A 24,989-nucleotide genomic window follows, 5' to 3' on the forward strand; every position below is an offset into this window, starting at 1 on the left:
GACCCTAGTGCGTCGGTGTTGCCGGCGGATTTCCCGCTGTCCGCACTGCGGGCCCCTCCGCAGCGGGGGTGTCGGCACCGGCCAGCCGCTGGCGCAGGCCCGTGGCGCGCCGTGCGCGGCGCTCGACGGCGGACCGCACGGCCGACTCCGTGCCGACCACGCGCACACGCCGACGGGCCCGGGTGACCGCGGTGTAGAACAGCTCGCGGCTCAGCAGCGGGGAGTCCTCCGGCGGCAGCAGCACGGTCACCTCGTCGGCCTGGCTGCCCTGGCTCTTGTGGATCGTCATCGCGTGCATCGTGTCGACGTCACCCAGGCGCGAGGGGCTGAGCTCGAGGTGGTCGCCCACCCCGGCGACGACCGCGCGCAGGGCGGGCCCGCCCCGACCGCGACGGTCGGCCCGCCCCGCGGTCTGGTCCTGCGACGTGGACCCGTCGGGGTCCTCGGGCCCGGCGACCACGACACCGGTGTCGCCGTTGAAGAGGTGCAGGCCGTAGTCGTTGGCGGTCACCAGCAGGGGGCGTCCGACGTACCACTCCTGGCCCCAGCCGGGGCCGACCGGCGTCTCGGTGGCCTCGGCGACCCAGCGCTCGACCTGACGGTTCCAGTGCTGCACGCCGTAGGGGCCCTGGCGGTGGGCGCAGAGGAGCCGGTGGCGCTCGAGCACGGCCAGCGCGGTCTCGACGTCGCCCGCCGCTGCGGCCTCGCGCAGGTCGAGGGCGTGGCGCAGCAGCACCTCACGCAGCAGGGCCGTCCCCGGCCCCGGTGCCTGCGCCGCCGCGGCTCCGGGGGGCTCGCCGGCGGCGGTGGGCCCCGGGTCGATCCACTCGACCTCCTCGCCGCCGTCGGCGAGCAGCGCCAGGACGCGGTCGGCGTCGCCGACGCGCACGGCCTCCGCCAGGCGCCCGATGCCGGCGCCGAAGCGGTGGGAGGTGCGCAGCGCGACCACGGCGCCGGGGTCGCGCTCGGCGAGCCCGCCCACGAGGTCGGCGAGCACGGCCCCGGCCTCGACCGACGCCAGCTGGTCGGGGTCGCCCACCAGCACGAGCCGGGCCTCGGGCCGCACGGCCTCGACCAGGCGGGCCATGAGGGTCAGCGACACCATCGAGGTCTCGTCGACGACGATCACGTCGTGCGGCAGCCGGTTGCCGCGGTGGTGGCGGAAGCGCGTGCGCGAGCCCGGGCGCCAGCCCAGCAGGCGGTGCAAGGTGGAGGCGGTGAGCGCGAGCGGCGCGAGGCGCGCCCGGTCCTCCTCGTCGAGGGTCAGCGAGGCCTCGGCCACCGCCTGCTGGAGCCGCGCGGCGGCCTTGCCGGTGGGCGCGGTGAGCGCCACCCGCGGGAGGGAGCCGGTGGCCTCGGCCTGCTCGGCGAGCATGGCCAGCAGGCCCGCGACCGCGGTGGTCTTGCCGGTGCCGGGCCCGCCGGTGAGCACGGTGGTCCAGCGTCCGGCGGCGGTGCGTGCGGCGGCCCGCTGCTCGTCGAAGCCGTCGTGGGGGAAGACCCGCACCTCCGCGGCGCGCAGGGTGCGCTCGTCGACCGTCGGCGCCGCGCGCCCGGCGCGGGCCAGCAGGTCGTCGCGCACCTGCCCCTCCTCGCGCCAGTAGCGGTCGAGGTAGAGCAGGCTGCCCTCGACGCGCACCACCCCGGCGGCGGCCAGCGGCCCGGCCGCGACCCGCTGGGCCCACCCGGTCGCCTCGGGCCACGGCAGGTCGGCCACCTCGGGGGCGGCGACGAGGTCGGCGGGGTCGAGCAGGTCGGCGAGGTCGACGCAGACCGACCCGTGACGCACGGCCCGCACGGCCAGGGCCAGCGCGAGGCGCACCTCCTCGTCGGTCTCCCCGGCCAGTGCGCACGCGCGCTCGGCGACGTGGACGTCGGCGGCGGTCAGCACCCCCGCGAGGTTGAAGTCGCGCAGCAGCCCCGTGGCGGCCCGCGCCAGGCGCGGGTCGTGGGGGTCCTCGACGTCGAAGAGCTCGATCACGGCGCACCCGCCAGCAGGTCGGAGGCGGCCACCACGAGGGAGGCGGGCGGGCGCCAGCTGAAGACGCCGGCGGGGTGGCCGTCGACGACGGGGGTCCCGGGTCCGCACATGCCGCGGACGTAGAGGTAGGCCACGCCGCCCAGGTGCACCGCCGGGTCGTAGTCGGGCACGCGCCAGCGCAGGAACCGGTGGGTGACCACGGAGTAGAGCAGCGCCTGGAGCGGGTAGTGCGAGTGCAGCATCGCCTCGCGCAGCCGGTCGGGGGCGTAGTCGGCCGCGGTGAGCGGGCGCCCGGGCTCGCCGAGCAGGTTGGTCTTGTAGTCGACCACGACGAAGCGTGTCGCCCCGTCGACCTCCGCGCGCAGCACCACGTCGATGGATCCCGAGAGGTAGCCCCGCAGCACCTGCCCGCCCAGCAGCGGCTGCTCCAGCCGCGAGGCGTACGGCGCGAGCGCGTCGTCGGCCGGGAGGTGCTGGCGCAGCAGCCGCCCGAGGCCGCGCAGGTGCACCTCGGCGGGCCGCCCGCGCACGTCGCCACCGTCGAGCGGGATCTCGAAGTCGAGCTCGCGCAGCCGGTCTCCCAGACCGATGTCGCCCAGGGTCAGCCCCGGGAGCAGCGGGCCGAGCGGCGTGCGGTGCAGCGGCACGAGGGCCTGGGCGAGGTCGTCGGCGGGCACGTCGACGGGCCACCAGCGCAGCTGCTCGACGGTGTGCCCGCGCAGCTCGGCCAGCAGGTCGGGCGCGTCGGGGTCGGCGTGCTCGAGCACCGCGTGGACCAGGCTGCCGAAGCCGGCTCCGGCGGGCAGGTCGGCCATCGGCGAGACCACGGCCGCCTCGGCGTCCGCGACCGGGTCGCCCGGCTCGAGGGCCGCGGCGGCGTCCGCGGCGGACACCGCGGCCAGGGCGTCGCCGGCGAGCGTCGCCTCGTCCTGCAGACCGGGCTCCTCGGGCTCGCTGACCACGCCCGGCGTGGCCGGGCCGGCCGGGCCCGCCTGCTCCTCCTCGACCCGGATCAGGCCGGAGTAGGAGGTGCGGCGCCACTCGGCGTCGACGGCGCGCCCGAAGCGCCTCAGGCTGAGCGGCGCATCGTCGGTGGCCCGGGCCGTGACGGCGGCCTCGGCGACCACCGACTCCTCGCGGGTGGGTCCGCCGAGCTCCTCGAGCAGCCCGAGGACGCGGGTGACGTAGTCGTCGTCGCGCACGGGCTGCTGGTCGGGCACCACCGCCACCCCGGGCTGGCGGCCGAGCAGGAGACGGTGCAGGCCGCCGTCGGCGGTGTTCCTGGTCGGGGCCCACCAGGCCACCACCTGGCCCTGGGCGCGGGTGAGGGCGACGTAGAGGTCGCGCAGCTCCTCCCCGGCGTCCTCACGCTGGTGGGCGGCGGCGCTCGCGGCCCAGTGCGGCCCGGAGCCGGTGACGTCGAGGGCGCGGTCGTGGCCGGCGTGGAAGCGGGCGACCTCGACGGGGCGGACGAAGGTCTGGAAGAGGAAGGGGAGGTAGCACACGGGGTACTGCAGCCCCTTGCTGCCGTGGACCGTGACGATCTGCACCGCCGCGAGGTCGCTGTCGAGGCGGCGCGGGCGCTCGGTGCCGGCGGTGCGGCGCCGCTCGTCGCGGAACCACTGCAGCAGCGCGGTGAGCCCGAGCTGCTCGCGCACGACGACCTCGTGCGTCACCTGGGCGAGGTGGCGCAGGTCGGTGAGCAGCCGCTCACCGTCGACCCCGGCGAGCACGCGGGCGCTCAGGCCGCGCTCCTCGGCGGCCTCCACGAGGGCCGCCACCCCCCGGCCGCGCAGCAGCAGCGCCCACCCGCGCAGGGTGTCGGAGACGGCGTCGGTGAGGGAGTCGGCCCGGGAGTCGGCCCGGGAGTCGGCCCGGGGGTCGCCGTCGGCGTCGAGGTCGGCCACGTCGTGGCCGAGGAAGCAGGTGAGCGCGGCGGCCCGCACCCGGCCCGAGCGGTGCGGCTGCTCGAGGCCCTCCAGCAGCGCCAGCCAGTCGTCGGCGGCGGGCGTGGCGAAGACGTGGCCGCCACCGGCGACCACCGAGGCCACCCCGCGACCGGCCAGCGCACGCTGCACGAGCAGCCCGTGGTCGCGGGTGGCCACGAGCACGGCCACGTCGGCGGCGCGCAGGGGGCGGCCCTCCCAGGTGGCGTCGGAGGCCAGCAGCGCGGCGATGTCGCCCGCGCAGTCGCGGGCGACGTGCTCGCGGGCGTCGGCGGCACGGATGTCGCCGGAGCGCAGCAGCCGGAAGCCCGGCCGCAGGACCTGGCGCAGCCGGAAGGGCGAGGGGTGGGGCGCGCCGGCGAGGCGGGGCGGGGCGCCGTCGGCACCGTGGTGGGCCGCGACGTCGCGCACCACGATCTCGGGGTGGCCCAGCGCGGCGCCGCGCAGCACGGTCTGCAGCCGGCGCACGAGCCCGTCGTCGCTGCGCCAGTTGGTGGCGAGGGTCGCGCGGTGGGTGGCGGTGGAGGCGGCCGCGAGGTAGGCGACGACGTCGCCGCCCCGGAAGGCGTAGATGGCCTGCTTGGGGTCGCCGATGAGCACCATGGTGGCGGCGCCGGAGAAGGCGCGGTCGAGCACCTGCCACTGCACGGGGTCGGTGTCCTGGAACTCGTCGACGAGCACGATCCGCCAGCGCGCGCGCATCCGCTCGCGCGCCGGGGCGTCGTCGGCCTCGAGGGCGCCGGCGAGCCGGCTGAGCAGGTCGTCGTAGCCGAGCACCCCCAGGCGGCGCTTGCGCCGGTCGACCTCCGCGCGCACGGCGCCGGCGAAGACGAGCCGGGCGCCGCCCGGCGTGCCCGGGTCGGGGGCGGGCTCGGAGCCGGGGCCGCCGTCGGGCACGAGCCGGGCCTGCGGGTCGCCGACCGCGGCCCGGGCCAGCTCGAGCGCGGTGGCGCGGTCGAAGGGCGGCGCCTCGGGGAGGTGGCCGAAGCGGGCGAGGTAGAGGTCGTCGACGACCTCCACCACGAGGTCGTCGATCGACTCCACCAGCGTGGCGCCGGTGTCGGTGTCGCCGGCGACCCCCAGGGAGCGCAGCACGAGCTGGCAGAACTGGTGGGTGGTGGCGATGGTCGCGCCGTCGAAACCGGCCAGGGCGTCGCGCAGCCGGTGGCGGCGCTCCGCGCGCTCCGCGTCGTCGACGGGCGCCGACGCCGTGCCGTGCACCAGGAGCGTGAGCAGGGCGTCGTCGGGGGCGACGTGCGCGGGGTCGCCGAGAGCGCGCTCGGCTGCCACCAGCTGCTCGCGCACCCGCTCGCGCAGCTCCTGGCTGGCGGCGCGGCCGAAGGTGATGACCAGCATCTCGTCGAGCCGCGCCAGGCCCTCCGCGACGTAGCGGGTCACCAGCGCGCCCACGGTCCACGTCTTGCCGGTGCCGGCGCTGGCCTCGAGCAGGGTGGTGCCGGTCGGCAGCGGGCCGGTCACGTCGAAGGGGGCCATCGCACCGCTCGTGCCCGCCCCGGGGGCGGCCCCGGGACCGACGCCGGGACCGACGCCGTGGTCGGCCCCGGCGCGGTCGTTCGCCGGGGTGCCGGCCTCGCCCGGGGTCACCACGCGCCCTGCTCGGAGTCGAGCAACGGGCTCCACAGGCGCAGGGCCAGGGCGCCGAAGCGGGTGGTCTCGCCGTCGTGCTCCTCGCCCTCGCGGGGGGCCTGGTCGAGACCCGGCACCGGAGCCCCCGGACCCCAGACCCGCACCTGGGCGGGGTCGGAGCACTCACCGGGGAAGCGGTCGTCGTCCCAGTCCCACGACACCTTCTCGAGGGCCTGGTCCTGGGGGGCGCGGGTGCGGCGCTGGGTGGCGTAGCGGAAGGACGACTTCACCGGCAGCGGCAGCGGCTCGCGGCGCCCCTGGTCGAGCAGGGCGACGAGGTCGCGCAGGTGGGTGAGCGCGGTGTGGTCGACGGGGCCGAGCAGCGAGCGGCCGACCGCGTCGCGCGAGCGGCCGTTGGAGGGACGGCCCAGGGTGTGGGCGGTCCAGTTGCGGTCGGGGTCGCTGGCGCTGAGCGCGAGGAGCTGCGCCCACGACTGGAGGCGGTGGGTGGCCCCCAGGCGGGAGTAGCTCACCGGCACCAGCCGGTCGCCGAAGACCTCCGGCACGGTGCCGCGCAGGCGGCGGCCGCGGCCCAGGTCGACGTCGACGTCGACGGCCCGGGCCTCGTGGCCTCGGCGCTGGGCCAGGCCCTCCGCGGCCAGCGGGGCGGCGCGCTCGACGACCTGGCGCAGCAGCCGCCAGCCGAGCCGACCGGGAGGCAGCACACCGCGTCGCCACTCGCGCTCGGTGGCCCGCGCGGGGTCGAGACCGGCCAGCAGGTCGCGCACGACCCGGTCACCGACCCCCCACTGGGCCAGCTGGTCGATCTCGACCGGCAGCCCGTCGTCGACCGGCTCCTCGTCGAGGGGCAGCGCGACGTCGAGGCGCTGGCGCACGAAGTCGCGCACCGGGTGCTTGAGGAAGGTGGCCAGCTCCTCCAGCGACACGTCGTCGTCGGCGCCGCGCGCAGGGAGCACGCCGGGGACGAAGGGCACGGGCTCGCGGCGCGGACCCGCCGCGGCGCGGGCGCCCGCGAGCGCCGCGGGGTCGAAGGTGAACCCGGCGTCGGGCACGAGAGCGCCGCGGGTGAGGTTGCGGGCGTCGAAGGGCTGCAGCGGGTGGCGCACCCGCACCACGTCGCTGACCCGGCGGGCCTGCGCCCCGGTGGCCGCGGGGACGGTGGCGGTGAGGTCGAGGGCGTCGAGCAGCTCGCCCAGGGGCACGGCGGGCGGGCGGGCCTGGCCGGAGTACTCGTCGGCGCCGGCGTAGGTGACGACCAGGGTCTCGGTGGCCGCGAGCACGGCGTCGAGCATGAGCTGGCGGTCCTCGCTGCGGGCGTCGCGCTCCCCGGTGACCGGGTCGCGGGCGAGCACGTCGTCGCCGTCGACGGCCCCGGCGCGGGGGAAGACGCCGTCGTCGAGCCCGAGCAGGCACACCACCCGGTGGGGCACCGAGCGCATCGGCACCATCGTGCAGACCGTGAGGGTGCCGGTGCGGAAGCTGGCCCGGGTGGGCCGCCCGGCGAGGCGGTCCTCCAGCAGCGCCCGCACGTCGGGCAGGCGCAGCTCGGTCGCGGCCAGGCCGGCGGCGTCCTCGCGCACCCGGGCCAGCTCGCGCAGGGCCTGCCCCGACTGCCACGCCTCGTCGCCCGCCACCGCGGTGAGGTCACCCAGCCCGGAGGCGAGCACGTCGAGCCAGTGCTCGAGGGGGTGCACGCCGACGAGGTCGTCGGTCACCCGCTGCAGCCGCGCCACCAGCTCGGCCAGCCGCCCGGCCAGCTCGACCTGCCCGCTGCCGACGTCGTCGAGGGGCAGGGTGCGGTCGAGCCAGGCGCCGGCGTCCTCCGACATCGCGACCCCGGCGAGCAGCCGGTCGAGGCCGAAGCGCCACGTGCCGGAGACGTAGTCGGCGAGCCCGAACTCCTCGCGGTGCTCGGCGTCGAAGGCCCAGCGCACCCCCGACTCGCGCACCCACTCGGTCAGCTGCTGGAGGTCGTCGTCACTGAAGCCGAAGCGGCGGCGCACGGGCTCGCTGTGGGCGAGGTCGAGCACGTCGCCCGCGCCGGCGCGGCCGCCGGCGAGGTCGAGCAGACGGGTGGCCACGCCCAGCACCGGGTTGGTGCGGGCCAGGGAGCGGTCGGCGAGGCTGACCCGCAGCCGGTGGGCCGGGTGGCCGTCGGCCCCCACCACGTCGCCGAGCCCGAAGCCGGCACCGACCAGCGGCGCGAAGGACTCGATGTCGGGGCACATCACCAGCACGTCGCGCGGCTCGAGGGTGGGGTCGTCGGCGAGCAGGCCGAGCAGCACCTCGCGCAGCACGTCGACCTGGCGGGCCTGCCCGTGGCAGGCGTGCACCTGCACGGAGCGGTCGCCCGGGGCGAGCACGCGCCCGCCCGCCGGGCCGACGGCGTTGGCGCGCAGGTCCTCCTGGAGCCACCCCAGCAGCGACGGGCGCGACCCCGTCGGGAGCACGGGCGGGAGCACGGGCGGGGAGGGCGCGGGTGGGGTGTCGGTGAGGTCGACCGTGGCGAGCACGCGCTGCAGCTCGCGGGTGTCGCGGCCCAGGGTGGACAGCAGGGGGTGCTCGACGCGGCGGTGGGAGGTGTCGAGCGCGCGGGGCACCGGGCCGCCCGCGGTCTCCGCGGCCAGGGCGTCCCACAGCGCGGCCGAGGGGTGCGGCAGCCACAGGTGCACGTCGCGGTGCTCCCCCAGCGCCGCGAGCAGGTCGACCTCGGTGAGCGGGAGCCGGGTGTGGCCGAAGAGGGAGAGCCGCGGGGGCAGGTCGCAGGCCGCGGGGTCCTCGCGCAGCCTGGCCACGGTCTGGGCGTGGCGCTGCGGCGGCGGTGAGCCGACCCGGGCCACCAACCGGCGCCACAGCTCCGGCTGCCAGGCCAGGTCGGGGGCCAGCGGGCGGCCCGCGCCGTCGGTGTCGCGCCCCGCCGACCAGTCGGCGACGAGGGTGGGGCGCTGCACGGCGTAGGACGACAGGAGGCGGGCCAGCCGCCGTGCGACCGCGAAGCGGCGGCCGCGCCGCAGGTCGCCCTCCTCGCCCGGCGTGTCGCCCTGCCCGGGGGCGGTGTGCCCCAGGTGCAGCGCGAGCGTGCGCGCCCACGGCTCGTCGAGCGAGGCGTCGAGGGTGGCCAGCAGCGGCCAGACCAGGGTGTCGGGGGCCCAGGGGTCGTCGTCGCGGGTGCCGGTCACCTCGGCGACCAGCGAGGTCGGCGAGCGGAAGTCGACGCCAGCGCAGACCCCGTCCTCGCGGCCCGGGGCGCGACCCAGCCGGTGGGAGACCCGCTGGCTCAGCCAGCGCTCCACGCCGCGGGCCGGGACCACCACGACCTCGGTGGCGAAGGGGTCGGCGAGGGGGGTCGCGAGGAGCTCGGCGAGGCCGTCGGCCAGCACGTCGGCGCGGGGCGCACGGTGCAGGGTCAGGGCCATGCGGCGCACCCTAGCCGCCGGTGCCGACAGGCCGGGCGGACCGGTCGGCGAGCGCTCGACGCAGGCTCGAGGCCGGGCTCCACGCGGGCTCGGTGCGGGCTCGGTGCGGGCTCGGTGCGGGCCCGAGCGGTCCGGGGCCCGCTCAGCCGCTCGTGAGCGGTGACGCCTTGTCGGCCTCGTCGATGTCGCCCTCGAGGGCCTCGACGGCCTCGGGCTTGCCGTGGAAGCGGCGGTAGCTCCACACGATGAGGCCGAGCGCGATGAACATCGAGGCGACCTGGGTGATGCCGGTGGCCAGCCCGCCGGGCAGCCACCAGCTGTCGGCGAGGGTCCACCAGCTCGGCGGCGGCGGATCGCTGATCCACAGCACGCCGCAGGCGCCGACGACCAGGGCCACGAGGGTCGAGGCGACGATGCGGGGCCAGGTCTCCACGCTCTCCGCGGCGCCCTTGAGCGCGCGGTACTTCAGCGGCTCGAGGCGGCGCTCGGCCCACTCGTACTGCTGGGAGAGCACCGCGACCCCGGCGAACATCAGGATCAGCCCGGGGCCGGGCAGGACGAGGGCGGCGATGCCGACGACGAGGAGGGTCCAGCCCACGACCTCGAGCGTGACGCGCCTGGCGGCGCCCTTCACGGCCTGACTCCTGCACGATGCATGGCACGAGCATCCCAGAAGAGGCCAACTCCCGCGCCCCTCTCCTCCGAGACCGTCACGACGACCTCACCAGAAGGGTGCGACGGCGGGGCGACGACCTCACCCGACCGCCCCGCTGCGCCGGCCCTGCGACCGGTCCGGCGACCGGTGCGGCGGCGCGTCCTGCGGCGCTCCCGACGCCCCCGACGCCCCCGCACCGCGCGCGCCGAGCGCCTCGGGGACGCCGTGGAAGCGGCGGTGGGCCTGCACGGTGAGCCCCAGGGCCACGGCGCCCGACACCAGCTGGCCGACGCCCGCCCAGGCGCCGCCCGGCAGCCAGGTCCACGCCGGCAGCACCCACCAGGCGGGCTGCGGCGGCGCCCAGAGCCACAGCAGCCCGCTGAGCCCGAGGGCGGTGGTGACCGCGACGGTCGTCAGCGTGCGCGGCCAGGTCGCCACACCGCGCGCGGCCTCCCGCAGCGCGAGGCGCCGCCAGGGCTCGAGGCGCGCCGCGGCCCACGGGTCGTGGCGGGCCAGGAGCGCCGCGCCCACACCGAGCAGCAGCAGCCCGGGACCGGGCAGCGGGAAGAGCACGACGCCGAGGGCGACCAGCAGCCAGCCCGCGCCCGACACGAGGACGCGGCGCACGGGCGCGGGGGTGACGGGCATCCGGACACGGTGGCCGACGTCGGTGAACGGCGCGGGAGCGGCAGGCGGCGGGGGCGCGACGCGCCGAGGGATTTCCCCTATCGGAGCGATGCACTGCATAATGATTAGTAATTCACTACGCTTTACATCTCTCATCGACCACGTCGGGCCTGGGTGCGGGTCCGAACTCACCGATTGGCTCACTCATGCGCAAGCTCCTGGTCCTCGGATTCGTGGGCCTCCTGGCCCAGCTCATCGACGGCTCGCTCGGGATGGCGTACGGCGTCACCTCCTCGACGCTCCTGCTCGCCGCGGGCGTCGCCCCGGCCGCCGCCTCCGCCGCCGTCCACTTCTCCGAGATCGGCACCTCGCTGGTCTCCGGCTTCTCCCACCACAAGCTCGGCAACGTCGACTGGCGCACGGTCTCGATCCTGGCCATCCCCGGCTTCGGCGGCGCCTTCGTCGGTGCGACCTTCCTGGCCAGCCTCGACGGCGACACGGCCAAGCCGTGGGTCGCCGGCATCCTGCTCGCCCTCGGCATCTACGTGATCTGGCGCTTCCTGGTGCTCGGCGGGCGCCGCCCCACCTTCAAGTCGCGCCCCTCGGCCAAGATGCTGGCCCCGATGGGCGTCGTCGGCGGCGCGCTCGACGCCATCGGCGGCGGCGGCTGGGGCCCGGTCGGCACCACCACGCTGCTCTCCTCGGGTCGCCTGGAGCCCCGCAAGGTCGTCGGCTCGATCGACACCTCGGAGTTCGTCGTCGCCGTCGGCGGCTCGCTCGGCTTCATCCTGGCCCTCGGCTCGCAGGGCATCATGTGGTCCTACGCCGCGGCGCTGCTGGTCGGCGGCGTCATCGCCGCCCCCATCGCCGCGTGGCTGGTCAAGAAGCTCGCCGCCCGCGTGCTCGGCGTCGCGGCCGGCGGCCTGATCGTGCTCACCAACTCCAAGACCATCGTGGAGTCCTTCGGCGCCTCCGGCACCACCGTGGTCGCCGTCGCGATCGTGGTGGGCGTGCTGTGGATCGCCGGCATCGTGTGGGCCGTCAAGCAGGAGCGCCTCTCGCGCGAGCTCGCCGCCATGACCGACGAGCAGAGCCTCACCCCCGCCTGATCCCCGCCTGACGCCCGCCTGGTCGACGCGTCGGCCCGACCCCGCGAGGGGCCCGGCCGCCCCTCCCGCCAGCCCCTCGCCACGGCCCGGTCGCACCCGCGACCGGGCCGTGGCGCGTCAGCGGCGCGCGCCGGGCCGGCGCGGTCCAGACCACCCGGTGTGATGTGGGCGACCTCGCCCGCGCCCCGTCACGCGGTCGTAACGTCCGACGGGTCGCCGGCCCCCCGAGCCGGACGGGAGAGGGAGAACCATGATCCGCAGCATCCTGCGCCTGGGCCTGGCCGCCTGCGCGAGCATCCTGCTCGCCGTCGGCCTGCTCAGCGCCGCCACCAGCACCGCCACGGCCGCCCCGGCCGCCGCCCCCAGCGGCCTCACCGCCGCGCGGGCCGCCGACTGCAGCACCCAGCAGGCCCAGGTCGACAAGGCCCGCGCCAAGCTGGCCGAGGCCCGGGCGAAGGACCGCCGCGCGGCCCGCGCCGTCGAGCGCGCCCAGCGCCGGGCCGACCGTGCCGACACCCGCGCCGAGAAGGCCCAGGCTCGCAAGCAGGTCACGGCGGCCAAGGAGCGCAAGGCCACCACCACGAAGGGCAAGAAGGCCCAGCAGCAGCGGGTGGCCCAGGCCGAGCGGCGCCTCGCCGCCTGCGAGGCCGGCACCGAGCCGGAGCCCGCCAACGCCCTCCAGCCCGCCTGCGACGCCGGTCTGCCCCAGGAGATCTGCGACGCCTTCGCGACCCTGCCCACGCCCGGCGGCACCGGTGGCGAGAGCCCCATCCAGGCGCTGTGCGACCTCGGCCTGCCCCAGCCCATCTGCGACGCCGCCACCAGCCTCCCCTCCGTGCCCAGCACGCCGGGCGGCGGCGACAGCCCGATCCAGGCCCTCTGCGACGCCGGCCTGCCCCAGCAGATCTGCGACCTCGCCGCGGGCGGCATCCCCACCCTGCCGAGCCTGCCCGGCATCCCGACCGACGGCACCGACGTGCCCGCGATCCCCGGCTTCCCGGCCTTCCCAGGGCTGGAGGACCTCGACGCGCTGAGCACCCTGCTGCTCGCCCTGCTGCCGGCCGACTTCCCGGGTCTGGAGGCCGTCTGCGACCTCCCGGTCGTCGGCGCCGCCCTGCAGCCGGTGTGCGACCTGCTGCCCTGATCCACCCCGTTCGACGCACGACGACCCACGACGACCCACGACGACGCCGCCACACCGCCACCGGGTGGCGGCGTCGTCGTACGCCGGGGTCTGAGCGACCCGCGCTGGTCCAGACCGGTGCGGCGACTCGCCCGAAAGCAAAGAAATACCGGCCTCCGGGCCGCTAGACCGTCTTCAGACACCACGGACAGTCTCGGGACACCACGGGCCGGCACACGTCGGCGAGGAGGGAAACCCCATGATCCGCACCAGCACGAAGGCGGTGGTCACGGCGCTGCTCGGCATCGCCATGGTCGTCGGCTTCGCCACCGTCTCGACCGCCGGCTGGGCCGGGAGCCCCGGCCGCACCACCGCCGCCGCGGCGTCGTGCACGGCCGAGCAGCAGAACGTCGCGAGCGCGCAGGAGCGCCTGGCCCAGGCCAAGCGGGCGGTGGCCCAGGCCACCAAGCGCGTGAAGGCGGCCCAGAAGAAGGTCCGCGCCGCCGAGTCCCGGCAGCAGCGCACCACCGCCAAGCGGCAGCTGGCCCAGGCCAAGCGCACCCGCAGCGCCGCGCTGGACACCAAGATGGACCGCGCGGCCGAGCTCTCGCGGCGCCAGCGCGAGCTCGAGGCCTGCCAGGCCTCGCCGACGGCGAGCCCGACCAGCAGCCCCACCTCCTCGACCAGCCCGACCTCCTCCACCAGCCCGTCGACCAGCCCGTCGACCAGCCCGTCGAGCAGCCCGTCGAGCAGCACCACGCCGACCGCGACCCCGACCAGCACCCCGACCAGCACCGGCCCCGTGCAGCCGGTCTGCGACGCCGGGATCCCGCAGGCCGTCTGCGACGCCCTGGCCACGCTGCCGCTGCCCGGCGGCACCGGGGGCCCGAGCCCGATCCAGGCCCTGTGCGACCTGGGCCTGCCGCAGGCCATCTGCGACGCCGCCAGCGCGCCCAACCTGCCCGACGGCTCCGCGGCCATCCAGCCGCTGTGCGACGCCGGCCTGCCCCAGGCCATCTGCGACCTCGCCGCCGGCGACGTGCCGAGCCTGCCGGGCCTGCCGGGCATCCCCGGCGTCTCGGGCCTGCCGATCGATCCCTTCGGTGGCTTCGAGGGCCTGCCGAGCCTGCCCCCGGGCGGGCTGGGCGGCCTCGACTCCGCGTGCACGCTGCTGGAGACCGTGCCGATCCTGGGCGACGCCCTCCTCGGACCGGTCTGCGACCTGCTCCCGTGAGCGACTGACCGACCCGCACCACCGCACCTGGCACGACCGAGCGCCGCCACCCGAGGGGGTGGCGGCGCTCGCGGCGTACCCGGCCCTGACGCGCGGGCGCCGGCTCGGGAGCCGGCCCGGCTGGTCGGCCCAGCTGGTCGGCCCGGCTGGTCGGCCCAGCGCGTCAGCTCAGGTGGTGCACCTCCTGCAGGGCGTAGACCGGGGTGTCGAGGCCCTCGTGGCGGGCCTTGAGCTGCAGGGCGAGGTAGAGCGAGTAGTGGCGCGACTGGTGCAGGTTGCCGCCGTGGAACCACAGCCCGGGCTGCTGCGTGGGCTTCCACATGTTGCGCTGCTCGCCCTCCCAGGGGCCGGGGTCCTTGGTGGTGTCGGAGCCCAGGCCCCACACCTTGCCGACCCGGTCGGCGACCTCCTGGCTGATGAGGTCGGCGGCCCAGCCGTTCATCGACCCGTAGCCCGTGGCGTAGACGACGAGGTCGGCGCGCAGCTCGGTGCCGTCCTCGAGCACCACGGAGTCCTCGGTGAGGTGGTCGACCTGGCCGTGGGCCAGCTTCACCTCGCCGTCGGCGACCAGCTCGGCGGCGCCGACGTCGATGTAGTAGCCCGAGCCGCGGCGCAGGTACTTCATGAACAGCCCCGACCCGTCGTCGCCCCAGTCGTGACGGAAACCGGCGCGCTCGAGGCGCTCGTAGAAGTCCTTGTCGTCCTCGGCCATCGCCTGGTAGGCGGGGATCTGGAACTCGTGCATGATCCGGTAGGGCAGCGAGGCGAATATCAGGTCGGCCTTCTCGGTCGTCACCCCGGCCTCCAGGGCCCGCTCGGAGTAGAGGTCGCCCAGCCCGTGCTCCATCAGCGAGCCGCTCTTGACGATGTGGGTCGAGCTGCGCTGCACCATCGTCACGTCGGCGCCGTGCTCCCACAGCGCGCCGCAGATGTCGAAGGCGCTGTTGTTGCTGCCGACCACCACGACCTTCTTGCCGGCGTAGGCGTCGGGCCCGGGGTGGGCCGAGGAGTGGTGCTGGTCGCCGCGGAAGACGTCCTGGCCCGGGAAGGACGGCAGGTTGGGCTTGCCCGACATGCCGGTGGCGAGGACGAGCTGCTTCGGTCGCAGCGTCAGCGGCGTGCCCTCGCGCTCGATCTCGACGGTCCACTCCTGGGTCTCCTCCGACCAGCTGGCCGAGGTGGCCACGGTCGAGGACCAGTAGGGCACCTCCATGACCTTGGTGTAGGACTCCAGCCAGTCCGCGATCTTGTCCTTCGGGGCGAAGACCGGCCAGTTGTCGGGGAACTTGAGGTACGGCAGGTGGTCGTACCAGACCGGGTCGTGCAGGCACAGCGACTTGTAGCGGCTGCGCCACTGGTCGCCGGGGCGGGGGTGCTTGTCGATGACCAGGCTCGGCACCCCGAGCTGGCGCAGCCGGGCGCCGAGCGCGATGCCGCCCTGGCCGCCACCGACCACCAGCACCGCGGGCTGCTCGGTGGAGCCGAGGCTCTCGGCCTCCTGCTGGCGCCGCTCGGCCCAGGTGGTGCGGTCCTTGCGGGCGCCGTGCTCCGCACCAGGCGGACGGCGCAGCCCGCGCGGCTCCTCGTGGCCCTTGAGCTCGTGCAGCGTGGTGAGCAGCGTCCAGGCGCGCCACTCGCCCTCCTCCTCGACCAGGCGCAGCAGGCCGCGCCCGCGGCCCACCGCGGTCTCGAACTCGATCCACGCCGTCACCACGCCGTCGGCGAGGTCGGCGGGCTCGGCGGTCGTGAAGCCGGTGGGGTCGGTGCGCTCGAGGTTGCGCTCGAGCAGGTCGGCGACCCCGGACCGGCCCTCGACGGTGACCAGGTTCCACGTGAAGGAGACCAGGTCGCGCCAGAAGCTGGTCGTGGCGAAGCAGTCGGTGGCCGCACGCACGTCGCGGGCGCGCAGGGCCGACTCGAAGCGCTGCAGCCACTGCGTGGCGAGGCGCTGGCCCTCGCCCCCGGCCGGCTCGGTCGAGGTGGGCGGCTCGGTGGCCGGCTCGATGGCCGGCTCGACGGTCTGGGTCATGCTGCCTCCGGTGGTGCGCGGACGGATCGGGACCACGGGTCCCGGACGCGTGGCGTGGGGCCTGTGACCCACAGCACACCGCGCGCGACGGCGCAGCGGAAGGGTTGCAGCGCGTTGCACCGCCCCCGGCGGAGCGGGCACCGCCCCGGCGCGGACGTCCACCGGCCCGTCCACAGGGGCCGTCCGGCCTGTGGCGCGCGTCACGCCCGCGACCTACGATCGCGGTGACGGGGCGGACCGGGTGGGAGGTGGAGCGTGGTGCACGCGCAGGCGTCGGGAGCCGACCTGGCCGAGCAGGCCCGCGCGCTGACCCGCATCCACGACGCCGTGCTGGGCGGGTCGCGCCCGCCGCAGCGACCCCGCGCGCTGGTGGCCCGCTCGTGGTCGCGGGTGATGCGCCTGGGGCTCGACCCCGACGGCGACAACGCGCGCGACCCGCTGCCGACGGCCGACCTGGAGCTGCGTCGACGTACGTCGCGCCTGGCGCTGGTGGTCGACGAGGTCCGTCGGGTGCTCACCAGCGTCGCCGACGCCTCGCAGTTCCTCGTGGTCGTCTGCGACGCCGACGGGGTCATCCTGTGGCGCGAGGGCGCCGCCCGGGTGCAGCTGCACGCCGACGGGCTCGGCTTCTCCGAGGGCGCCACCTGGACCGAGGAGGTCGTCGGCACCAACGCGATCGGCACCGCGCTGGCCGAGGCCGCGCCGGTGCAGCTGTTCTCGGCCGAGCACTTCGAGCACAAGCAGCACGCGTGGTACTGCACGGCCTCGCCCGTGCACGACCCCCGCACCGGCGAGCTGCTCGGCGTCGTCGACGTGTCCGGGCCCGCGCTGACCCTCCACCCCGCGCTCGGCGCCCTGGTCGACAGCGCGGTGCGCCTCGCCGAGGCCGAGCTGTGGCGCCACCACCAGCAGGGGCTGGAGCACCTGCGCCGCGCCGTCGAGCCGGTGGTCGGCGGTCTCACCGGGCCGCTGCTGGTGGTCGACGACCACGGCTGGGTGGCCCACCACGCCGGCATCGCCGCCCGCGACCGGATCGAGGTGCCGGTGGCCCACCGCGCCCTGGCCGTGCCGGGCCTGGGCTCGTGCGTGCCCGAGCGGCTGGCCGGCGGCTGGCTCGTGCGGCCGCGCGGCGGCACCGCCCCGGTGACGGCCCGGCTCGTCGACGATGCCGCCGGGCGGCCGGTGCTCGAGGTCGACGCCGGCAGCGGCGCCTGGCGCTCCCCGCTCACCCGGCGCCACGCCGAGATCCTGGTGCTGCTGGCCCGCCACCCCCACGGCCTCACCGCCGCCGCCCTGAGCACCGCGCTCTACGGCGACGCCGAGCACCTCGTCACCGTGCGCGCCGAGGTCTCCCGCCTGCGCCGCAGCGTCGGCGCCCTGGTGTCCACCCAGCCCTACCGGCTGGCCGACGACGTCGTCCTCCTCGTCGCTCCCCACACCTGAGGCAGCGTGTCCGGCCGATCCGGCCGAACGCCCCACGCGACCGCTCCGGCGGGCCTACCCTGCGAAGAACCCCAGTCCACCGCCGCCGGCGTCCGACGTCGCGCGGCGACCCCCAGGAAGCCGCGCCATGACACCAGAGCCCGCACGGACCCCCCGCCCCACCCCGGACGCACCCATCGCACCCGTCGCCCTCCGGCGCCGCACCGGTCGGCCGGCGGCCGTCTCGGCGCTGCTCGGCGTCCTGCTCCTCAGCGGGGCGGTCGTCGGCGGTGTCAGCGCGATCGCGGTGGCCGACACCGGGTCGAGCCCGCGCGCCGCCGCGACCGCGACCAGCACGCCGACGTCGTCGAGCACGTGCCCCGAGGAGGCCGAGGCCGTCAACCGGGCCCAGACCGAGTACGACACCGCGCAGGCCCGCTACGAGCGCGCCCAGGAGCGTGTCGTGCGCGCGAAGGCCCGGCTGAAGGCGGCCGACACGGCCAAGGAGAAGAAGGCCGCGCGCGCCAACCTGGAGCAGGCGAGGAAGAACCGCGAGCAGTCGGAGGTGCAGGTCGGGCAGAAGGAGAAGGCCCTGGAGCAGCGGCAGAAGGAGCTGCGCCGCTGCGAGGAGCAGAACCCGCCCTCCCCCACCGCGTCGCCGACGACGTCGCCCACGGCCACCCCGACCGACGACCCCGGTCTCTGCCTGCCCGAGCTGGGCCTGCCGCTGCCCCCGATCTGCCTGCCGCTCTGACCCGGGCGCGACCCCGTCGCGACCCCCGCCGCCCGTCGCCCGCCGGGCGCACCCGTACGACGCACGAGGCCCCGCCGACCACTGCGGTCGACGGGGCCTCGTGCTGTGCGGTGGGCCGGTCCGGGGGTGCCTGACCGGCGCCGGCTCAGCGGCGGCTGAGCGTGTCGGGGTCGTCGAGGTCGCCGGCGAACTCGTCGACCGGGCCGGTCGCGGCGGCGTCGGCCGTGGCGCTCTCCCCGGCGGCCTTCTCGGCCTTGGAGGAGGCGATCAGGCTCGTGACGGTGGTGAACACCAGGATGCCGACGATGACGCCGAGCGAGGCCAGGGTCGGGATCTCGGGCACCGAGCTCCACTCCATGTGGGCCCAGTGCAGGACCAGCTTCACGCCGATGAAGCCCAGGATCGCGGCGAGGCCGTAGGACAGGTGCACGAGCTTGGCCAGGGCGCCCTCGAGCACGAAGTACAGCGCGCGCAGGCCGAGCAGGGCGAAGGCGTTGGTGGCGAAGACGAGGTAGGGGTCCCCGGTGATGCCGTAGACGGCCGGCACGGAGTCGATGGCGAAGACCACGTCGGTGGCGAAGACCGCGACGACGACCAGCGCGAAGGGGGTCAGGGCCCGCTTGCCGGCCTGCTTGACGGTGAGCTTGGGGCCGACGTACTCGTCGGTGACGGGCATCAGCCGCTTGGTGAGCTTGACGATCTTCATGTCGGCGACGTCGGTGGTGTGCTCGTTGCCCGACAGCGCGTCCTTGAGCAGCTTGGCGCCGGTGAGCAGCAGCACGAGGCCGAAGACGAGGAAGACCCAGTCGAAGGCCGACAGCGCGGCGGCGCCGAGGGCGATGAAGATGCCGCGCAGGACCAGCGCGCCCACGATGCCGTAGAGCAGCACACGCTGCTGGAGCGCCTTGGGCACCGCGAAGGCGGCGAGCAGCAGCATGAAGACGAAGAGGTTGTCGACGCTCAGCGCCTTCTCCACGAGGTAGCCGGTGTAGTACTCCACACCGCGCTCACTGCCGTGCTGCGACCAGACGTAGCCACCGAAGGCCAGCGGCAGGGCGACGTAGAAGATCGACCACAGGGTGGCCTCGCGCATCGTGACCTCGTGGGGCTTGCGCGTGGCGATGAAGTCGAGCACGAGCAGGCCGACGACGGCGGCGATGGTGACCGCCCAGAGCGTCGGGGTGCCGATCGTGTCGATGGCCAGCACCGAGGGTGCGGCGGGAAGGGTGATGGACACAGGTCTCCTCAAGCATGGTGGCTTGAGGTCTCCCCCGCCCGGATCGCTCCGGGCGTCCAACCGGGACGTCCGCGGGGACGTCGTACTGACCGGATGGGCCTTGGGTGGGGTACTCCCCTCGGGAGGAATGTTAGCCAGGCAGCGCGCGCCGCTCCAAACCGTGCACCACCAGGTCGGCCAGGCGGCGGTACGCCGAGGCGTCGTCGAGCCCCGTGGCCTCGCCGATCGCGCCGGACTGGATCGCGGTCATCACCTGCGCGGTGGCGGCGCCGACGAAGGTGGCGTCGACGGGTCGCAGCGCACCCGCGGCGACCCCGTCGGCGACGAGCTCCTGCACGCGGCGGGCGGCGTGGCGGGTGTTGTCGCGGTAGACCTCGCCGGCCGGCGCGTAGGCCTCGAGGTCGGCGTGGAAGCGCGCCGAGGCCGGCTCGAGCTCCTCGGCGACCGCGGCGAGGTAGACCGGGATCCGCTCCCCGGGGTCGGGCTCGGCGTCGACACGGGTGGCGATGCGCTCGGCGGCGCGCTGGAAGTAGCGCCGCACGGCGGCCTGGATCAGCTGCTCCTTGCTGCTGGCCACGTCGTAGAGCGTGGAGCGCGAGCAGCGCAGCCGGGCGGCGAGGTCGCCGACGCCCAGGGTGAGGAAGCCCTCGGCGAGGTAGAGGTCGACCAGGCCGTCGAGCAGCTCGTCGCGGCGCACGCGGGCCCGGTCGGGCTGCACACGGGTCGGGGTCACCTGCCGAGGGTAGCGCCGGGAGACGGCCGCTCCGGCTGGCGATCAGTACTCAGCGGCGTACTCTGGTACTCACCAGCGTCCTCGCCCGACGCAGCGCTCGTCCCCCGCCCGACCCCAGCCCTGGAGGCCCCCATGCCCGCACGCCGCGTCCTCGCCACCGAGGAGTCCGTCGACCTGCTCCGCCTCGTGCGGCAGATCGCCGCCGACGAGCTCGCCCCCCGCGCCGCGGAGGCCGAGGCCGACGAGGCCTTCCCGCGCGACGTCTTCCGGCTGCTCGGCCGCTCGGGGCTGCTGGGCCTGCCCTACCCCGAGGAGCAGGGCGGCGCCGGGCTGTCCTACGAGGTCTACCTGCAGGTGCTCGAGGAGATCGGCGCGGTCTGGTCGAGCGTCGGCGTGGGCGTCTCGGTGCACGCCCTGTCGTGCTTCGGCCTGGCGCAGTTCGGCACCGACGCCCAGCGCGAGCAGTGGCTGCCCGACATGCTCGGTGGCGACCTGCTCGGGGCCTACTGCCTCTCCGAGGCCCACGCCGGCTCCGACCCCGCCGCCATGCGCACCACTGCTCGGCGCGACGGCGACGAGTACGTCCTCGACGGGGCCAAGGCCTGGACCACCCACGGCGGGCAGGCCGACTTCTACAAGGTGATGGCCCGCACCAGCGACGAGGGCGCCCGCGGGATCTCCTGCTTCCTGGTGCCCGCCGACGCCGAGGGGCTCTCGGCCGACGCCCCCGAGCGCAAGATGGGCCTCACCGGCTCGGCCACCGCCACCATGCGCTTCGACGGCGTGCGCGTGCCCGTCGAGCGGCGCCTCGGCGACGAGGGCGCGGGCCTGCGCATCGCCCTCGCCGGCCTCGACTCCGGACGCCTCGGCATCGCCGCCGTCGCCGTGGGCCTGGCCCAGGGGGCGCTCGACAAGGCCGTCGCCTACGCCCAGGAGCGCGAGACCTTCGGCAAGCGGATCATCGACCACCAGGGCCTGGCCTTCGTGCTCGCCGACATGGAGGCCGCGGTGCAGTCGGCGCGCGCCACCACCCTGCACGCCGCGCGGCTGCGCGACGCCGGCCTGCCCTTCGGCCGCGAGGCCTCGATCGCCAAGATGGTCGCCACCGACCAGGCCATGAAGGTCACCACCGACGCCGTCCAGGTGCTCGGCGGCTACGGCTACACCCGCGACTTCCCCGTCGAGCGCTACATGCGTGAGGCCAAGGTCATGCAGATCTTCGAGGGCACCAACCAGATCCAGCGCATGGTCATCGGCCGCTCGCTCGACAAGGACCCCGGCGGCCAGATCACCCTGGCCTGAGCGCGCCGGCCGGGTCCGCAGCGGTACGGCGGTCGGCGTGCGGCGGGCGGGGCGGTGGCCGCTCGCGCGATTGCGCCGTTCCAGCAACTGGCCGACCCGCCCGCCCGTCGAGACCGCGCACACCTCGACCCCGGTCGAGCACCACTCGCGCAATTGCGCCGTTCCAGCAATTGGCCGGCCCGCCCGTCCGCTCGAACCGCGCAAACTCCGACCCCGACGGGCGGCCGCCCGCGCAATTGCGCCGTTGCAGCAGCCGACCGCCCCACCCACCCGTCGAGACCGCGCAAACCCCGACCCCCGGTCGATGACTGCCCGCGCAATTGCGCCGTTCCAGCAGCCCGCCGGCCCACCCCACCCGCTCGGACCACCCAGACCCCGGCCGGCGATCGGGGCCCGTCAGCGGCGCAGGCCGACGAACTGCTCCAGGGCGCTGGGGTCGTCGACGGACTTGGCATTGGCCGCCTCCTCGGAAGGGAGCCCCGAGAGGATCCGCTTGACCGGCACCTCCATGCGCTTGCCGGTGAGGGTGTGGGGCAGCCGCTCGACCACCACCACGTCGTCGGGCACGTGGCGCGGGGAGAGGTCGGTGCGGATCGCGGTGCGCAGTCGGGCGACCACGTCGTCGTCGACGACCGCCCCGGGCGCGGCGACCACGAAGAGCGGCATCCAGTAGCCGCCGCCGGGCTCCTCCAGGCCGATGACCAGGGAGTCGGCGACCTCGCCGAAGGCGTCGACGACCTCGTAGATCTCCGCGGAGCCCATGCGCACGCCGTAGCGGTTCATGGTGGCGTCGGAGCGGCCGTGCACGACCAGGCTGCCGCGCTCGGTGACGGTCACGAAGTCGCCGTGGCGCCACACGCCGGGGTAGGTCGAGAAGTAGGCGTCGGCGTAGCGCGAGCCGTCGGCGTCGTCCCAGAAGAGGACCGGCATCGAGGGGATCGGCGCGGTGACCACCATCTCGCCGACGTCGCCCACGACCGGTCGGCCCTCGGTGTCCCACGACTCCAGCGCCACGCCGAGCAGGGGGGCCTGGATCTCGCCGGGCACGGCCGGCAGCGTCGCCACCCCGCCGGCGAAGGCCGAGCAGACGTCGGTGCCGCCCGTGGCCGAGGCCAGCCACACCGCGGGCAGCCGCTCGTTGACCCAGGCGGCCGTCGACTCCGGCAGCGGCGACCCGGTCGACCCCACGCCGACCAGCGACGCGAGGTCGAGACCGGCGAGGTCGAGGTCCTGCTTGTGGCTGCCGGCGAGGTAGGCCGCGCTCGTGCCGAGGTAGGTGAGCCGCTCGGCCTCGGCGAGGCGCCACGTCGCGTCGGGCGCGGGCCAGGTGGGACTGCCGTCGTAGAGCACGATCGTGGCGCCGAGCAGCAGCCCCGCGACCTGGGCGTTCCACATCATCCAGCTGGTGGTGGTGAACCAGTGGAAGCGGCTGCCGGGGCGCAGGTCGAGGTGGAGCGCGGCCCACTTGAGGTGCTCCAGCACGATGCCGCCATGGCCGTGCACGATGCCTTTGGGACGCCCGGTCGTGCCGGAGGAGTAGAGCACCCACAGCGGGTGGTCGAAGGGCACCGGGAGCGGCGCGGGCTCCACCGGCGTCGCCACCACCTCGTCGTACGACGCACCGCGCGCACCGCCCGCGGCCGGGTCGAGGTGGCCCACCAGCAGCCGGGCGCGCAGGCTCGGCAGGGCGGCCGCCAGCTGGTCGGCCTCGGCGGTGCGGTCGTGGCGGCGCCCGCCGAAGTGGTAGCCGTCGGCGGTGACGAGCACGACCGGGTCGAGCTGGGCCAGGCGGTCGGCGGCGCCGGCCGGGGAGTACTCCATCGAGCAGGCCGACCAGGTCGCGCCGAGGCCGGCGGTGGCCAGGAAGCAGACGACGGCGGCGGGGAGGTTGGGCAGGTAGCCCGCGACGCGGTCGCCGGGCCCGACGCCCTGCTCGCGCAGCCAGGCCGCGACGGCGCCGACCTGGCCGCGCAGGTCCTCCCAGGTGAGCTCGGCGCGGGTGCCGTCCTCGACGACGAGCACGACCGCGACGCCGTCGCCGCGGTGGCGCAGGACGACGTCGGCGTAGTTGAGGGTGCTGCCGGGGAACCACTGCGCGCCCGGCATGGCGCGCGAGCCGAGCACGGGCGCGCCCGGGGGCCGCTCGAGGGGCACGTCGAAGTAGTCGACCAGCGAGCCCCAGAACTCCTCGGGCCGCTCGACCGACCAGCGGTGCAGGTCGGCGTAGGGCTCGGTCTCCGCGCCCGCCGGCCGCAGCCCGTGGGCCACGAGCCAGGCCTGGTAGTCGCGCAGCACACTGGCCTCGACCAGGTCGGCGGGGGGCGTCCAGGCGGAGTGGGGCTGCGTGGTCACGGGGTCCTCCCGAGGGGTCGGCGGCACGTGCCGACATCATGGACCCATGAGCCAGCCCCCTGTGACGCCGGGCACCTCCGGTGCCTCCGGCCCCGACGCCCCCGCCCCGGGCGAGCGCGGCGCCCCCGCGGTGACCCCGGCCGACGTCGACCGCGCGGCGGTGGGCCTCGCCTCGGTGGTCGACCCGACCCCGCTGCACCGCAGCGACCGGCTCTCGGCGCTCACCGGCCTCGACGTGTGGCTGAAGCGGGAGGACCTCCAGCCCGTGCGCTCCTACAAGCTGCGCGGCGCCTACACCCTCATCAGCCAGCTCGACGACGACGCCCGTGCCCGTGGCGTGACCTGCGCGAGCGCCGGCAACCACGCCCAGGGCGTGGCCTTCGCGTGCGCCCGCGCGGGCGTGCGCGCCCGGGTGCACCTGCCCCGCACCACGCCGCGGCAGAAGCGCGACCGGGTCGCCGCCCTGGGCGGCGACATGGTCGAGGTCGTCATCGGCGGCGACACCTACGACGACGCCGCGGCCACCAGCCGCCACTTCGCCGAGACCACCGGCGCCACCCCGGTGCCGGCCTTCGACGACCCCCGCACCATCGCCGGCCAGGGCACCGTGGCCACCGAGGTGCTCGCACAGCTGGCCGCGGCGGGGCGCCCCGACCCGGCCGCGGTGGTCGTCGCCGTCGGCGGGGGCGGGCTGGTCGCCGGGGTGCTCACCGTGCTCGCCGAGCGGGCCCCCGGCGTGCAGGTGGTCGGCGTCGAGCCGGCGGGTGCGGCCAGCATGGCGGCCGCCGTGGCCGCCGGCGAGCCCGTGGAGCTCGCCGACCTCGACGGCTTCGTCGACGGCGCCGCGGTGCGCCAGGTCGGACGCCACACCTTCGACGTCGTGCACCGCCACGCCCCGCACCTGCTCGCCGTGCCCGAGGGGCTGGCCTGCGTCGAGATGCTCGACCTCTACCAGTCCGACGGGATCATCGCCGAGCCCGCCGGGGCGCTGGCCACCGCCGCGCTGCGCCTGGGCGCCGACCCGCTGCTGGCCGACCCCGTGCTGGCCGGCCTCGCCCCCGGCTCGACCGTGGTCGCCGTGGTCTCCGGCGGCAACAACGACGTCAGCCGCTACGCCGAGATCGTGGAGCGCGCCCTCGTGCACGAGGGGCTCAAGCACTACTTCCTCGTGGAGTTCCCCCAGGAGCCCGGCGCCCTGCGCCGCTTCCTCGACGAGGTGCTCGGCCCCGACGACGACATCACACTCTTCGAGTACGTCAAGCGCAGCAACCGCGAGACCGGCCCCGCGCTGGTCGGCGTCGAGCTCCAGGACGCCGCCGACCTGCCCGCCCTGCTCGCCCGCATGGATGCCTCGCCCCTGCGGGTCGAGGTCGTCGCCCCCGACAGCCCGCTGTTCCGCTTCGTGCAGTAGGCGGGCCCGGGCGCGGGTTTCACCAGCTGGCTGGCGAAACCCGCACTGGT

General features: G+C 76.0%; 16 protein-coding genes. 7 read left to right on the forward strand and 9 right to left on the reverse strand.

All coding sequences use genetic code 11. The annotated features are described in order from the left end of the window. Positions 1-4 precede the first annotated feature (4 nt). The 5 genes from recD to LPA27_RS01440 form a co-directional block, all read right to left on the reverse strand. A complete protein-coding gene (gene recD, locus LPA27_RS01420) occupies positions 5-1,981 on the reverse strand; it encodes an exodeoxyribonuclease V subunit alpha (protein ID WP_228941239.1) in 1,977 nt (658 codons plus the stop codon). Next, positions 1,978-5,421, reverse strand: a complete 3,444-nt coding sequence (locus LPA27_RS01425) for a UvrD-helicase domain-containing protein (protein WP_228941240.1) — start codon at positions 5,419-5,421, stop codon at positions 1,978-1,980. The genes recD and LPA27_RS01425 overlap by 4 nt, the downstream gene beginning before the upstream one ends. Positions 5,422-5,528: 107 nt before the next feature. Next, on the reverse strand, positions 5,529-8,951 hold the full coding sequence (gene recC, locus LPA27_RS01430; RefSeq protein ID WP_228941241.1) for an exodeoxyribonuclease V subunit gamma: 3,423 nt from the start codon (positions 8,949-8,951) through the stop codon (positions 5,529-5,531). 142 nt (positions 8,952-9,093) lie between these two features. Then, entirely contained in the window at positions 9,094-9,585 is a 492-nt protein-coding gene (locus tag LPA27_RS01435) for a PGPGW domain-containing protein (RefSeq protein ID WP_056863105.1), read from the reverse strand. A 120-nt stretch (positions 9,586-9,705) separates the two neighbouring features. Continuing rightward, complete coding sequence (locus tag LPA27_RS01440; protein ID WP_056863104.1) at positions 9,706-10,254, reverse strand: PGPGW domain-containing protein; 549 nt, start codon at positions 10,252-10,254, stop codon at positions 9,706-9,708. 185 nt (positions 10,255-10,439) lie between these two features. On the opposite strand from LPA27_RS01440, the gene LPA27_RS01445 reads away from it, so the two are divergent. The 3 genes from LPA27_RS01445 to LPA27_RS01455 all read left to right on the forward strand — a co-directional run bounded on the left by LPA27_RS01445 (position 10,440) and on the right by LPA27_RS01455 (position 13,699). Further along, a complete protein-coding gene (locus LPA27_RS01445) occupies positions 10,440-11,342 on the forward strand; it encodes a sulfite exporter TauE/SafE family protein (RefSeq protein WP_056903161.1) in 903 nt (300 codons plus the stop codon). Positions 11,343-11,592: 250 nt separating this feature from the next. Continuing rightward, positions 11,593-12,486 (forward strand): hypothetical protein, encoded by an 894-nt coding sequence (locus LPA27_RS01450; RefSeq protein WP_228941242.1) that lies wholly within the window; start codon positions 11,593-11,595, stop codon positions 12,484-12,486. Positions 12,487-12,724: 238 nt separating this feature from the next. Next, complete coding sequence (locus tag LPA27_RS01455) at positions 12,725-13,699, forward strand: hypothetical protein (protein ID WP_228941243.1); 975 nt, start codon at positions 12,725-12,727, stop codon at positions 13,697-13,699. Between the two features lie 163 nt (positions 13,700-13,862). Here LPA27_RS01455 and LPA27_RS01460 read toward each other — a convergent pair whose 3' ends face one another. Continuing rightward, positions 13,863-15,728 (reverse strand): flavin-containing monooxygenase, encoded by a 1,866-nt coding sequence (locus LPA27_RS01460; protein WP_228941244.1) that lies wholly within the window; start codon positions 15,726-15,728, stop codon positions 13,863-13,865. Between the two features lie 255 nt (positions 15,729-15,983). Between LPA27_RS01460 and LPA27_RS01465 the strand changes: the two genes are divergently transcribed. Both LPA27_RS01465 and LPA27_RS01470 read left to right on the forward strand, forming a co-directional pair. Then, on the forward strand, positions 15,984-17,171 hold the full coding sequence (locus LPA27_RS01465) for a helix-turn-helix domain-containing protein (protein WP_228941245.1): 1,188 nt from the start codon (positions 15,984-15,986) through the stop codon (positions 17,169-17,171). Between the two features lie 127 nt (positions 17,172-17,298). Next, a complete protein-coding gene (locus tag LPA27_RS01470; RefSeq protein WP_228941246.1) occupies positions 17,299-17,904 on the forward strand; it encodes a hypothetical protein in 606 nt (201 codons plus the stop codon). Between the two features lie 145 nt (positions 17,905-18,049). Here the strand turns inward: LPA27_RS01470 and LPA27_RS01475 are convergent, their stop codons facing one another. Next, entirely contained in the window at positions 18,050-19,141 is a 1,092-nt protein-coding gene (locus tag LPA27_RS01475; protein WP_228941247.1) for a TerC family protein, read from the reverse strand. A 130-nt stretch (positions 19,142-19,271) separates the two neighbouring features. After that, positions 19,272-19,874, reverse strand: a complete 603-nt coding sequence (locus LPA27_RS01480) for a TetR/AcrR family transcriptional regulator (protein ID WP_228941248.1) — start codon at positions 19,872-19,874, stop codon at positions 19,272-19,274. A gap of 132 nt (positions 19,875-20,006) precedes the next feature. Here LPA27_RS01480 and LPA27_RS01485 point away from each other — a divergent pair, with 132 nt between their 5' ends. Next, the gene (locus LPA27_RS01485; RefSeq protein WP_056863097.1) at positions 20,007-21,176 is read left to right on the forward strand and encodes an acyl-CoA dehydrogenase family protein; all 1,170 of its coding nucleotides are present in this window, start codon (positions 20,007-20,009) and stop codon (positions 21,174-21,176) included. Positions 21,177-21,572: 396 nt separating this feature from the next. Here LPA27_RS01485 and LPA27_RS01490 read toward each other — a convergent pair whose 3' ends face one another. Further along, positions 21,573-23,528 carry an acetoacetate--CoA ligase gene (locus tag LPA27_RS01490; RefSeq protein WP_228941249.1) on the reverse strand — a complete coding sequence of 652 codons (1,956 nt, stop codon included), beginning with the start codon at positions 23,526-23,528 and terminating at the stop codon, positions 21,573-21,575. A gap of 46 nt (positions 23,529-23,574) precedes the next feature. Between LPA27_RS01490 and ilvA the strand changes: the two genes are divergently transcribed. Next, positions 23,575-24,939, forward strand: coding sequence for a threonine ammonia-lyase IlvA (gene ilvA, locus LPA27_RS01495; protein ID WP_082502604.1), 1,365 nt, complete (start codon positions 23,575-23,577; stop codon positions 24,937-24,939). Positions 24,940-24,989 lie beyond the last annotated feature (50 nt).

Source organism: Nocardioides sp. Leaf374, assembly GCF_916862475.1.
GTDB classification, from domain to species: Bacteria; Actinomycetota; Actinomycetes; order Propionibacteriales; family Nocardioidaceae; genus Nocardioides; species Nocardioides kribbensis.